Genomic DNA, 12,420 nt, shown 5'->3' with positions numbered 1-12,420 from the left:
GTCGGGCTAGTTGGCGGCGTCGATCTCGGCGAACACCTTTTGGGCCGTCTTGAACGCTGAATTGGCCGACGGCACACTGCAATAAATCGCCGTCTGCAGCAGGATTTCCTTGATCTCGTCCCTGCTGAGTCCGTTGTTGAGGGCCGCCCGGACATGCATGGCGAGCTCCTCCCAGTGACCGTGCGCCACCAGGGCCGTGAGGGTGACCGCGGAACGCATCTGCCGGCTCAGGCCGGGCCGCGTCCAGATGCCACCCCACGCGATCCTGGTGATCATGTCCTGGTAGTCCTCGGTGAAGGAGTCCTTGTTGGCGTTCGCCCGGTCCACGTGCGTATCGCCCAGCACTTCGCGCCGGACAACCATGCCGGCGTCGTAAATGTCCTGGGCGGTGGCATCCGGTTGGACGGCACCGTTCCGCGCTGCGCCGACGCCCTCGGGGTTTACAGAATTCACAGTCCGTTCTCCTTCATGAAGGTCCGCATCAGCCCGGCCACCACGGCCGGTGCCTCCGCTGGCGCAAGGTGCCCCACGCCGTCGAGCGCTTCCCCAACGGCGAAACCGCCACCCGCCCGGATCCCGGCAACGGTCTCTTCCGCCATGGACGGCGGCGCCACAGTATCCTCGACGCCGGCGATCGCCTGCGTGGGGACCGTGATGCTCCCGAGCTGCTCGCGGACATCGAAAGCAGCCAGGGCTTCGCAACAGAATGAGTAGCTGAAGCGGTCGGCATCGCGGAGGGCGTGCAGGAGCCGGCTGCTGATCTCCGGCTGGCGGTCCATGAATCCTGGGCCGAACCAACGCTCAGCAGAACCCTGGATCATCACCGGCGTGCCCAGCTTGCGGACAGTTTCCGCGCGTTCCAGCCACCCCTCGGGCGTGCCGAGCTTGGGTCCGGAGCACTGGACGGACAGGCTGCGGAGCCGGTGGCCGTGCTTGATGCCGAGCTGCAGCCCGGTGGCCCCACCCAGCGAGACGCCAGCGTAATGGAACCTCGCGCCCGGGGCCACCGAATCGACAAGATCGACGACGGCGTCCGCGAGTTCCGCGACATCAAACCCTTCGCTGGTGGTCGGCGAGATGCCGTGGCCGGGGAGGTCCCAGCCGATGACGTCGTACTCATCGCCGAGAAGGGCTGCGGTTTCCGTCCAGAGCACGGTGGACGTGCCCAGCGACGGGCCAACCACCAGGAGCGGCTTGGCTCCGAGTTCCCGCTGCGGAGACAGCAGCACTGCCTTGACTGTCGGCTTAGCCACGGGTGGCTCCTTTCGTGGAAGTGTCATGGGAGTAGGCGGCGAGGATCCGGCGGCTGATCTCGCGTGCCTCGCCGAGGTAGCTCGCGGGGTCCAGGAGCGCCTCCAGCTCAGCGTCGGAGAGCTTGTCCGACGGTACGGCCTCACGAAGCAGCTTGCGGTAGGTGTCCGCCTGCTCTGCGGCAGGTACGGTGAGGGTTTCGTCGACGACGGCCTGCAGCTTTTGCTTCCCGTCCTCGCCCAGGAGAGGGGCGACGGCGGCCGCCACACCTTCGCTGAGCAGCAGCGGACCCGAAATCCCCAAGTTCCGGCGCATGGCGTCAGGGAAAACGCGCAGGCCTTCCGTGAGTTCGCGGACGTGGCCGGCCGCACCGGCAGCCAGTGCCAACAACTGGCGCAAGGCCGGCCATTCACTATGCCAGGCGCCGTCCGGGCGTTCGTCGTTGAAGGTGGCCGCTGCGAGGTGCAGCTGCGACGCGAGGCCGGGGGCCTGCAACGCCGCACTGCGTACCAGCACCGACAGCACAGGGTTCTGCTTCTGCGGCATGGCCGAGGAAACGCCGCGCCCGGCAGCCAAAGGTTCGCCGAGTTCGGCTACTTCGGGGCGGCTGAGGAACAACAGGTCCGCGGCGATCTTGCCGAAGGAGTCGATCAGGGCGGCGAGCCCGTCTCCCAACGACGTGATAGGCAGGCGGTTGGTGTGCCAAGGAGCCGGAGCAGGTGCCAGACCGAGCCGGGCAGCCAGCGCATCCGCGAGAGCGAACGCCGTTGTGCCGGAACCCGCTGTCAGCTTTGCCCCGGAGGCAAGTGTTCCGCCGGCACCGCCGAACTGGACCGGCAACTCCAACGATTCCAGTCGCCGTGAAGCTGCGGCAACCCCTTGGAACCACTGTGCTGCCTTGAGCCCGAACGTGTACGGGAGGGCATGCTGCGTCAGGCTCCTCCCGACGCACAGCGTGTCCGCATGCTGTTCTGCCAAGGTGGCCAGCGCCGTCGTCGTTGCTCTGACATCAGCCAGCAACGCAGAGACGGTGCGGCTGGCGAGCACCATGAGGGCGGTGTCCAGGACGTCCTGGCTGGTCAGCGAGGTGTGGACGGCTTTGGCGGCGCCACCACCCGTGATGTCCAGGGCTTTGACGCGGGCACGGAGTTCTCCGAGTAATGGAATGACCGGGTTTCCACCACCCTGCGCGCGTTGGGCGATGAGGGCGAGGTCGAAGTGACTGGCGTCGGCGGCTTCGGCCACCACAGCGGCGGACCCTTGCGGGGCCAGCCCGGCGTCCTCGAGGACAGCCGTCCAAGCCGCTTCGACGTCGAGGATTGCCGCGATCACGGCACGGTCACCCGTCAAGGCCGTGACAGCGGACGACGCCGAAACGGGGCTGAGGAGGCCGAAGTCGCCGTCGGTCATGGGGTTGCCTGATCCCCGGAAGCCAGATCCAGCGAGCCGTCCTGCTGGAAGTCCAGGAACACGGTTTCGTCGCCGCCCTGCAGGCGGATGTCCCAGGTGAGGCCGCCGTCGGGGTCGCGGCGCGCGATCAGGGTCTTGCGGCGTTCGGGATCGAGGGAGCTCAGCAGCGGATCGTTGGCCAGCGCTTCCTCATTTTCCGGCAGGTACACGCGGGTGAAGAGCCGGTTCATGAGGCCGCGGGCAAAGACCGCCACGGAGATGAACGGTGCAGCTCCAGCCTTAAGCGGCCCGGGGTTGACCGTGGTGAACGTGTACACGCCGGAGTTGCCCACGGCCCCGCGGCCCCAGCCGGTGAACGTGTAGCCGTCGCGGACCAGGGAGCCGGTGCGCTGGACGATGTTGCCCTCGGAGTCGGGCTGCCAGATTTCCAGGATGGCGTCCGGGATGGTGTTGCCGGCGCCGTCATAGACAGTTCCTTGAAGCCGGATGCTGCCCGGGCTGCCAGGTGCCAGGAGTTCGTTGTCCTTATTAAAGGGAAGGGCGTAGCCGTAGAACGGGCCTACGGTTTGGCCCGGTGTGGGTGCCAGCTTGCTCATGCGCTTACTCCTCGTCCCCGGCGTCGCCGTATGCTTCGTTTTCCGTCCAGGTCCGCTTGGACCCGGTCAGGATGATGTCCCACTTGTAGCCGAGGGCCCACTCGGGGCTGGTCAGCTCATGGTCGTACTGGGCGACGAGGCGGTCGCGGGCGTCCTGGTCCACGATCGACTGGTAGATGGGGTCCAACGGAAAGAGCTGGTCACCCGGGAAGTACATCTGGGTGACGATGCGCTGGGTGAACTCCGATCCGAACATGGAGAAGTGGATGTGGGCCGGGCGCCAGGCGTTCAGGTGGTTCTTCCACGGGTACGCGCCGGGCTTGATGGTGGTGAAGCTGTAGGAACCGTCCGCCCCCGTGATGCAACGCCCGACGCCGGTGAAGTTCGGGTCCAGCGGGGCGGGGTGCTGGTCGCGCTTGTGGATGTAGCGGCCTGAGGCGTTGGCCTGCCAGATTTCCACGAGTTGCCCGGCAACCGGGCGTCCGTCGCCATCGAGGACACGGCCGGCAACGATGATGCGCTCACCCTGGGGCTCGCCGTTGTGCTGGATGGTCAGGTCCGATTCCAGCGCGTGAACATCTTGGTGGCCGAACGCCGGCGAGTAGAGCTCGATGGTCTCCGGGTCCGCGTGGTGCAGGCTCTTGGTGGGGTGGCGCAGGATGCTGCTGCGGTACGGGGCGTAGTCCAGCCGGGGCATGGTTTCGGGCCCCTTGCCGTCCTTGACGGCCTGGGCGTAGCGGTTGCCGATGGCCTGGATCTCAGCACTGAGATCTGCCTGGGTTTCCACCTTCTTGGTGTCGTGCGCGGCGTGTGGCTCAGCTGGCGGCACGAGTTCCTCGGTTTCGAGAGCTTGTGCGGTGTGGTCTTGCGGCACAGCCGGCTCCTTTCATTTGTGGTTTCGGTTTAGTCCGGGCGGCTATGCCCGGTGGAGCGAGTCGTATTGGACGGCGTGGCGCACCGGGGCGTTGGGCGCACCGTAGCCGTCGTAGTTGCCGCGCCGCTCCACCATTTCGAAGAACACACTGCCCACTGTGGCGGTGTAGAAGTGGAGGAATTCGCCGCTGGCGTCCCGGTCATACAGGAGGTTCAGTTCCTTGAGGGTGGCCAGGAATCCGGGTTCAAGATCGAACCGGGCATCCAGGTCCTCGTAGTAGTTGGCCGGAATCTGCAGGAACTCCAACCCCCGATCGCGGGCGGACCGGGCTGTTGCCACGAGGTCGTCCACGGCGAAGGCGATGTGTTCCTGGTACGTTTTGCGTGCCTTTTCGGCCTGCTGCGCCGGCGCGAGGTTCAGCACCAGCCGCACGGCTTTGTTGCCAGTCTGCATGACTTGGGAGCGGACCAGGCCGCTGGGGCTCGGAACCTCGGCGAAGGGCTGCGGTTCCAAGGCCAACGCACTGGTGTAGAAGAGGACAGCCTCATCGAAGTGCTGCCACGGCTGGGCCAGGTTCACGTGGTCGATGACCGCTGTTTGGCCGGCGCCGGCGTGCTCCAGCCCCTCACCAAATTCGTGCGTCCATGCGGCGGTCCCGTCCGGGCTGCCTTGGCAGAGGAAGATCTCGGTGGAGTCCGGCGCTGAGATGCCCTGGAACACCTCTTCGTCGGCCTGGACCTTGCGGGCCACCACAGGGGCCTTGAGTTGCTGGGCGCGAGCGGAGGCAAGCACTGGCGAATCGACGTCGAACCCCAAAGCGGCGATAGCCGGTTCCGCATGGTGCGGTGCTTGTTCGTTGATGATCACGCGCGCCTGGCCCATGGTCCAGAGCTGGACGTCCTTGGTGCGGTGGCGGCCCTCGAACTCGAATCCGAGTTGGCCCAGGAGCTTCTCGAGCTGCGCGGTGTCGTCAGCCTTGACCTCGGCGAAGTTGAAGCCGGCGGGTTCGTTCACCTTGGGCAGCGTGGCAAGTTCCATGGGATAACGACGGCGGGTGGCGGCTTTGCCTTCCGGTGCCGCTGCTGTTGGGGTGCTCGCGAGCCACTTGGCGCTCTGCTCCTCCAGCCAGATCAGCGAGCGCATGGCATCCACTGCGGTCCGCTCAACGTCGGACTGGCGGAACACGTCGTTGAACACTTCAAGGGAAACCGGGCCCGTGTAGCCTGCCCGGACAACGTGGCCCATGAACTTGGCGAGCTCGAACTGTCCCTCCCCGGGGAAAACCCGGTAGTGCCGGCTCCAGGAGAGGACATCCATGGAGAGCTTGGGGGCATCGGCCACCTGGACGAAGAAGATTTTTTCCGCATCGATGTCCTCGATGGGCGCGGTGTCCCAGTCGCGGGAAAGGATGTGGAACGAGTCCAGGCAGGTGCCGAGGTTGGGGTGGTCCACCATCTCAACCAGGCGGTAAGCGTGCTCGTAGTCGTTGACGTACTTGCCCCAGGCCAAGGCTTCGTAGGCAACCTTCACGCCGTGGTCCCCGGCCAGCGCCGCGAGTTCGGCGAGCTGTTCAGCCCGCAGCTGGTCGTCGTCAATGGTTGCCGTGGCCACGTTGGAGCACACCAGGATGGTGTCCATGCCAAGGCGTTCCATCAGGTTGAACTTTGCCTCTGCACGCTTGAGGTTGGCCTTCAGCAGGTCCGGAGTGACGCCGTCGAAATCCCGGAACGGCTGGTAGAGGTCAAGGCCCAAGCCGAGATCGGCGGCCATCTTCCGGACTTCCTCCGGGCTGAGGGATGAGGTGACCAGGTCCTGCTCGAAGATCTCGATGCCGTCAAAGCCCGCAATGGCGCAGGCCTGCATCTTCTCTTTCAGCGTGCCGGACAGGCAGACGGTGGCGATTCCGGTGCGCATCAGCGGGAAGCCTTTGCCAGGGTGCCCACGTTGAGGGTGGCAGCGGTGTCTTCCAAGGCGATCAGCTCCAGGAAGTGGGCCCGCATCCGCTCACGGTCCGCAACGCGTCCCGTGATGAGTTGGAAGGCGTCTGCGGCCTGACCGACCGCCATGCGACCGCCGTCGAGGACGGCGCAGCCCTTGGCCCGGGCCTCGCGGACCAGCTGCGTTTCGATGGGGCGATACACGATGTCCGCAACCCAGTGCCGCGGCTCCAGGAGTTCGATGTCCAACGGCAGGCCCGGGTGGGCGGCCATGCCAATGGGCGTGCAGTGAACCAAGCCGTCAGCGCTGGGCATGAGCTGTGGGAGTTCGTCCGGCGTGCGCGGCGTGACGCTCGCTTCCGGAAAGAGCTCGCCGAGTTCCGCGGCGCGCTCAGCCGCCCGGTCCGCATCCATGTCCACCAGGTCCAGTTCCTTGACGCCTGCCGTAAGCAGTGCGTAGGCGACGGCGGACCCGGCGCCGCCAGCGCCCAACTGGACGACGCGGTTGAGTTTCGCGTCCGGAAGTCCGTCGGCGAGCGCCGAGCCAAAGCCGGAGAAGTCCGTGTTGTGTCCGATGAACCGGCCGTCCTGAACCAGGACCGTATTGACGGCACCCAGGCGCGCGGCGTCGTCGGAAATTTCGTCGAGGTGCTTCATCACCAGCTGCTTGCAGGGGTGCGTGATGTTCAAGCCGTTGAAGCCCATGCGCTGGGCGGCGGTCAGGAGATCCCCGACGGCGGTGGCCGGCAATGCGAGTTCAAGCAGGTCGACGGGGCGGTACAGCAAGCGAAGGCCCTGCACATCGGCTTCGCGTTCATGCATGGGCGGAGTGAGCGAGGGCATGACGCCTTCGCCTATCAGGCCCACCAGAACGGATTCGGCTCGGTTGCTCATCCTCAAGCTCCTTCTAACTTCAGCACCGCGGACAAGTGGCGTTTTCTGGGCGCCGCGTGCCGGGTGTTATTTACGTTACTACAGATGTTCATATTCCGCACGCTTGTTCTTATCGCGAACAAACACTAGTTACGGTTCGCGTTGTGGGGCCCGCTCTGCGTGGTATTCCTGGGATTTAGCGCGCAAAGCTGGCCTCACAACGAGGGATCAGCGCCTCGGCAGGCGGGCCGCGAGTTCGGCCGCGGCCTCTTGCAATGTGGGGACGTGCGCGATGAGCTCCTCCATGGTGAGCCGGAAGACCGGCACGGCCGTGGCCAAGGACGCGAAAGCGTGGCCCTGGGAATTGAGGACGGGAACGGCGACGGCGCGCATGCCGATTTCGTTTTCCTCGTCCATCACTGCGTAGCCCTGGCGGCGCACCTGCTCGATCTCAGCGCGGAATGCGTCACGATCTGTGATGGAGTGCTCCGTGAGCGCCTCCAACGGAAGCTCCTCCAGGAGTCGCTTGCGCTCGATTTCCTCCTCGAAAGCCACAATCGCCTTGCCCACTGAGGTTGTATGCAACGCTCCCAGGTGGCCGGGGTCGCTGGTGACGCGGAACGTCTTGGGTCCGTCCACCTTGTTCACCGTCAGGTGATGGTTTCCATCCCGGACGGACAGGATGGTGGCCTCATGGGTGCGCTCGGTGACCCGCTGGAGGACCGGCAAGGCTGTGGCCGCGAAGCCGTGGTGGTTCGATACCCGCTGGCCCAGCTGGAATACCCGCAGGCCCAGGTGATACCGCCTTCCGTCGGGTTCGTAATCGACGAAACCGTCGCGGGTCAGGGATCCCAGCAGGCGGTAGGTAGTGCTGAACGGGAGGCCCGCACTCCTCGCCAAGTCCGCTGCACTGGCCCCACGTGGTTCTTCGCCAAGCAATACCAACAGGCTCAGGGCCTTGCCGACCATGTCGGTCTTTGTGTCGTCTTTCACACTCATGGTTCGATGCTCTCACATGGTGAGAGCTATTTCTAGATGGTGGGGACATCTGTTGACAAGTGACCGCACTCACAGCCACTATTGCTGTATTGCACAAGTAGCTCTCACCATGTGGTTACTTTGAGGGATGATCTGGCCGCACCTCGCTCTGGTCTCCCACAGACGCTAGATCCGCGACATCGTCGTCACAGAAGGAACACCCAATGAGCCAAACAATGCCGTCAGCGACGCCAGGCACTGAAACCATCACCGGAACACCCCGCAAAGCAGCCCTCGCCAGCTTCCTGGGCAGCGCCGTCGAATACTACGATTTCTTCATCTTCGGCTCGGCGGCAGCACTGATTTTCCCGCACGTCTTCTTCCCGGACGCTGATGCCAACGCATCCATCATGTCCTTCGCGACCTTTGGCTTCGCCTACGTCGCCCGCCCCATCGGCGCCATCATCCTTGGCCACTTCGGCGACAGGATCGGCCGCCAAAAAGTCCTCATGTTCACCCTGGTGCTCATGGGTGCGGCAACGTTCGTCATCGGCTGCCTCCCGGACTTCAAGACCATCGGCTGGTGGGCACCCGTGCTGCTGGTCCTCGCCCGCCTTGCCCAGGGTCTTTCGGCCGCAGGTGAGCAGGCCGGCGCATCATCGATGACCCTTGAGCACGCTCCGGACAACCGCCGCGCGTTCTTCACGTCGTGGACCCTGACCGGTACGCAGGGCGGCCAGATCCTTGCGGCCCTCGTCTTCATTCCCGTGGTGGCATTGCCGGACGAGATCAAGTACGGCATCGGCTGGCGCATCCCCTTCTGGCTCAGCGCCGTGGTGGTCATTGTGGCCTTCTTCATCCGCCGCACCCTTCACGAGCCGCCGGCATTCGCGGAGGCCAAGAAGAACAACCAGATCTCCAAGCTTCCCGTCGCCGACCTCCTTCGCCTGCACTGGCGCGATGTCCTCCGGGTCGTTTGCTGCGCCTTCATCGCCGCCGTCAGCACCGTGTTCGGCACCCTCGCCATCAAGTACGCCCAGGATGTGGCGCACGTCAACAGCACCATCACGCTGTGGTTGGTTGTTGCGGCCAACGTCGTAGCCCTCGGAACCCAACCATTGTTCGGTAAGCTCGCGGACAAGATCGGCCGGAAGCCCGTCTTCATCTACGGAGCCATCGCCAGCGCCATCATGACCCCGGTGTTCCTGCTGACCCTCGAAGGCGGCAATGTTCCACTCATGTTCCTGGTCTCCGTGGTCTACTTCGCCTTCGGATACGCAGCAGCGAACGCCGTATGGCCTTCCTTCTACGGGGAAATGTTCAGCACGAAGGTCCGCTTCTCGGGCCTGGCCATCGGCACCCAGCTCGGCTTCCTCATGGCAGGATTCGCTCCGGCGATCGTGACTGCACTTGGCGGGACCAAGCCCGGCGGATGGGTCCAGATCTCCATCTTCACCGCAGTGATTTGTGCCATCGCAGCAGTCTCCGCGATGACGGCCCGCGAATCAGCCAAGGTTCCCACCGCGGAACTCGGGCTGCGCAAGTAGCTCGCAACGTTCCTGCCCACTTAGTGGCCACCAGCCCACGAAGTGCCCGGAATGTCCCTCGACATTCCGGGCATTTTGCTGTCCGAACACTGGCGGCGAGAACGGTAACCGGGAAGGAGCGCAACCCCGGGACACCCACAGGGAACTACCGCGGGTTCAGCGAGACCGGCTTGAACTGGCCCGCACCGGTACCGGAGTAGAGCAGCAAGGTCCCGTCGCTGGCTACGCCCACCACGGACGGGTCCCCAGTGCCTGTGAATCCGTTGCCCAAGGCCGCGATGTTGGAGAACATGTTCCATCCGGATCCCAGGTACGAACGCGCGAGGAACCCGCCCGAGCCATTGCCCGGATAAAGCCACAGTCCACCATCCGGGGCACGTCCAAGGAGGTCTTCCTTGCCGTCGCCGTTGAAGTCGCCGGCCTGCAAGACCAGGTTGAACATGTCCCAGCCCGTGCCGATCTGCTTGCGGGCAAGGAATCCGCCGGCACCGTTCCCGGGGTACACCCACAAAACGCCGTCGGCAGTCTGCCCCACAATGTCCGCGCGGCCATCACCCGTGAAGTCCCCAGGTGCCAGCAACTGCGTGAACCCTTGCCAGCCCTCGCCGATCTGCCTCCGGGCCAGGAACTGGGCTTTGCCGTCGGTCGGATACAGCCACAGTGAACCGTCCGACGCCCGTGCAACAAGATCAGGGTGGGCATCGCCGTCGAAATCTCCTGCACTGACCACGGAAGTGAAGACGTTCCAGCCGGATCCCACCTGCACGCGCGGCAGGAAGCCACCCGAACCGTTCCCGGGATACAGCCACAACACACCATTGGTGGCGCGGGCAAGAATGTCCGCAACCCCATCGCCGTCGAAGTCGCCTGCCTCCCACACCTGGCTGAATTGGTTCCAACCGGTGCCGATGGTCAGGCGGTCGGCGAAGCCGGAGCCGTCGCCTGGATAGAGGGTCATCGCGGAACCATTGCCGAGGACATCTGCGATCCTGTCACCCGTAAAGTCCTGCCCGCCCATGATGTCGCCTGCCAGGTTCCAACCGCTCCCGACGGCGGAACGCGGCAGGAAAGCGCCCTTGCCATCCCCCGGGTAGGAAAAGAGCGTTCCATCAGCGGAGCGGGCGAGGAGCCCTGCCGAACCGCCGCCGAAGGTACCGGCCGGGGCGAGGCTGGTGAAGACGTCCCACCCTTGACCGATCCGAATGGGCGGAAGGAAACCACCCGAGCCGTTGCCTGGATATAGCCAGAGCAGGCCTTCGCTGTCGGCGGCGATGACGTCGCTCCAGCCGTCACCATTGAAATCGCCCGGAGCAACCAACTTCGTGAAGCCCTGCCAGCCGACACCGATCTGCGCCCGCGGCAGGAAGCCACCCTTTCCGTTGCCCGGATAAAGCCAAAGCGTGCCATCGCTGGCGCGCGCCATGATGTCCGCGAAACCGTCACCGTTGAAATCGGAAGTGCCGAACACCGAGTTGAAAATGTCCCAGCCGGTGCCGATCCGCACTGGATCCTCAAGGCGGTTGCCGGGGAGGCCCGCGAAGAGGACCAGTGACCCGTCCGCTTCGCGGGAAACGACGTCGGCCAGCTTGTCGCCGTCAAAATCGCCAGCAGAGAAGCTGATGCGCGTTTTCAAGTTGACGTCAGCGTTGATGGTCACCGACGCCGATGTCTTACTGACCGCATTAATGGTCACCTGGGTCCCGGTGTATGTCGTGAACGTGCTGCCCGCCTGCCATGCGTGGTTCTTGGCGTAGTAAGGCTCGGTAAAGGGCACCGTTGACGGCATCAGGATCAGCGACGAGGCAATGGTGGCACCGCCCCGCTGGACAACCTTTACGCCCATGTTGCCCTGCGGCCTGCCGGCGTCGCCCAAATAGCTGTCGTAGCCGGCTGGTTCCCTCAACTCCAGGTAATAGACCTCTTTGCTGATGGGGTCGGTGAACTTGATGGCACGCTGCGCGTCGGTGCCGCCCCAGGGCTTCAGCGTGTAGCTCTTGACGCCTGTGGCCACTCCGACGTCACGGATTTCGTCGCCGCGTCCCAGCCGCGCATAATCCCAAAACGTTGAACTGACTACGGGTTGGGCGTACTGCGCTGCGCCCATGAGGTCGGTGGTGTCGCCGTACTCGCGGATGTAGCAGGAGGGGTCCGTAAAACGTCCGTCGCTGTTAACGCCGACGTCGGATGCGCCGCTGCCGCACTGCAGTGCGTCTGCGTGCATCAGGCCGATGACATGACCGAACTCGTGGCTCATCACGTTGTTCGAGAAGTTGCTGAGCTGCGGCATGAGAACCCGACCACTGTAGGCTCCGCTGCTGTACCCGGCCCCCAACGCGTTGCCGGACAGCGTGGACGTGGGGATGAAGATGACCAGGGCGGTGTACGGACTGGCCGACCATTGAAGCTCGCTGGTGATCGTGGAAATGATGGTGCCGTAGCTGTCCGCTGAGCGGGCCTTCGACTGGAAGCCCTCCACCCTGCTGTTGACGGTCATGGAGAGCTTGTTGTTCGTCATGGCCTTCCAGTAATTACTGGTGGACACCACGGCATTCTCGGCACCGGCCATGGAAACGGGGTTGCCGTTGTCTGCAAGCTTTGCCGTCACCAACCGCACTCGGATGTCGCCGCTGGGCCCGGTGGCCGCCACCGTGTTGTCCGGCGCGGTGTCCGACGGCGAAGCGTCGGGTCCTTCGAAAGTATGGTCCGAGTGTGGCGTCCCCTCCACGAACCGGACATTCGGATTGTCCGGCCCCGGAACCGGCACGGCCGTGGCCGGAGCCTGAACGAAAAACAGACCAGTGGCAAAAACCATTAGACCTGTGGACAACGCGATGGATCGCCGCAAAACTCCCATTGAATCTCCTGGGGAACGGAGCCTGTGGTTCCTGTGAGTCTCAAGAACCACAGTCAGGTTACAGGCGGCTCGACAGTACCCTGCGCACATGCGCGCGTAA

Annotated in this window: 10 protein-coding genes; 1 reads left to right on the top strand and 9 read right to left on the bottom strand. The window is 64.5% G+C overall.

Annotation, left to right across the window (positions count from 1 at the left end):
• Window positions 1-6 precede the first annotated feature (6 nt).
• From pcaC to QRM57_RS16945, 8 genes are all read right to left on the bottom strand, one after another.
• The gene (pcaC, locus tag QRM57_RS16980; RefSeq protein WP_284987422.1) at window positions 7-453 is read right to left on the bottom strand and encodes a 4-carboxymuconolactone decarboxylase; all 447 of its coding nucleotides are present in this window, start codon (window positions 451-453) and stop codon (window positions 7-9) included.
• A complete protein-coding gene (locus QRM57_RS16975) occupies window positions 450-1,253 on the bottom strand; it encodes an alpha/beta fold hydrolase (RefSeq protein WP_284987421.1) in 804 nt (267 codons plus the stop codon). The genes pcaC and QRM57_RS16975 overlap by 4 nt, the downstream gene beginning before the upstream one ends.
• On the bottom strand, window positions 1,246-2,661 hold the full coding sequence (locus QRM57_RS16970) for a lyase family protein (protein WP_284987419.1): 1,416 nt from the start codon (window positions 2,659-2,661) through the stop codon (window positions 1,246-1,248). Before QRM57_RS16970 ends, QRM57_RS16975 begins: the two co-directional genes overlap by 8 nt.
• Window positions 2,658-3,257, bottom strand: coding sequence for a protocatechuate 3,4-dioxygenase subunit alpha (gene pcaG, locus QRM57_RS16965; protein ID WP_284987418.1), 600 nt, complete (start codon window positions 3,255-3,257; stop codon window positions 2,658-2,660). The genes QRM57_RS16970 and pcaG overlap by 4 nt, the downstream gene beginning before the upstream one ends.
• A 4-nt stretch (window positions 3,258-3,261) precedes the next feature.
• Window positions 3,262-4,131, bottom strand: a complete 870-nt coding sequence (gene pcaH / locus QRM57_RS16960; protein ID WP_235518331.1) for a protocatechuate 3,4-dioxygenase subunit beta — start codon at window positions 4,129-4,131, stop codon at window positions 3,262-3,264.
• 42 nt (window positions 4,132-4,173) lie between these two features.
• Window positions 4,174-6,045 (bottom strand): bifunctional sugar phosphate isomerase/epimerase/4-hydroxyphenylpyruvate dioxygenase family protein, encoded by a 1,872-nt coding sequence (locus QRM57_RS16955; protein ID WP_284987417.1) that lies wholly within the window; start codon window positions 6,043-6,045, stop codon window positions 4,174-4,176.
• Complete coding sequence (locus QRM57_RS16950) at window positions 6,045-6,962, bottom strand: shikimate dehydrogenase (protein WP_284987416.1); 918 nt, start codon at window positions 6,960-6,962, stop codon at window positions 6,045-6,047. The genes QRM57_RS16955 and QRM57_RS16950 overlap by 1 nt, the downstream gene beginning before the upstream one ends.
• Before the next feature lie 207 nt (window positions 6,963-7,169).
• Window positions 7,170-7,940: an IclR family transcriptional regulator gene (locus QRM57_RS16945; RefSeq protein WP_284987415.1), complete on the bottom strand. Its 771-nt coding sequence runs from the start codon at window positions 7,938-7,940 to the stop codon at window positions 7,170-7,172.
• Window positions 7,941-8,143: 203 nt separating this feature from the next.
• Between QRM57_RS16945 and QRM57_RS16940 the strand changes: the two genes are divergently transcribed.
• Window positions 8,144-9,466 (top strand): MFS transporter, encoded by a 1,323-nt coding sequence (locus QRM57_RS16940; RefSeq protein WP_284987413.1) that lies wholly within the window; start codon window positions 8,144-8,146, stop codon window positions 9,464-9,466.
• 145 nt (window positions 9,467-9,611) lie between these two features.
• Here QRM57_RS16940 and QRM57_RS16935 read toward each other — a convergent pair whose 3' ends face one another.
• Complete coding sequence (locus tag QRM57_RS16935) at window positions 9,612-12,278, bottom strand: FG-GAP repeat domain-containing protein (protein WP_284987412.1); 2,667 nt, start codon at window positions 12,276-12,278, stop codon at window positions 9,612-9,614.
• Between the last annotated feature and the right edge of the window lie 142 nt (window positions 12,279-12,420).

It is taken from the genome of Arthrobacter sp. fls2-241-R2A-172, from assembly GCF_030208885.1.
Lineage (GTDB): Bacteria > Actinomycetota > Actinomycetes > Actinomycetales > Micrococcaceae > Arthrobacter.
This window is presented reverse-complemented; position numbering and strand designations above follow the sequence as displayed.

Bases quoted from the DNA above. Each gene is read 5' to 3' on its own strand.
- QRM57_RS16945 (WP_284987415.1), bottom strand. From the start codon at position 7,940: ATGAGTGTGAAAGACGACACAAAGACCGACATGGTCGGCAAGGCCCTG.
- pcaG (WP_284987418.1), bottom strand. From the start codon at position 3,257: ATGAGCAAGCTGGCACCCACACCGGGCCAAACCGTAGGCCCGTTCTAC.
- QRM57_RS16935 (WP_284987412.1), bottom strand. From the start codon at position 12,278: ATGGTTTTTGCCACTGGTCTGTTTTTCGTTCAGGCTCCGGCCACGGCC.
- QRM57_RS16970 (WP_284987419.1), bottom strand. From the start codon at position 2,661: ATGACCGACGGCGACTTCGGCCTCCTCAGCCCCGTTTCGGCGTCGTCC.
- QRM57_RS16940 (WP_284987413.1), top strand. From the start codon at position 8,144: ATGAGCCAAACAATGCCGTCAGCGACGCCAGGCACTGAAACCATCACC.
- QRM57_RS16955 (WP_284987417.1), bottom strand. From the start codon at position 6,045: ATGCGCACCGGAATCGCCACCGTCTGCCTGTCCGGCACGCTGAAAGAG.
- QRM57_RS16950 (WP_284987416.1), bottom strand. From the start codon at position 6,962: ATGAGCAACCGAGCCGAATCCGTTCTGGTGGGCCTGATAGGCGAAGGC.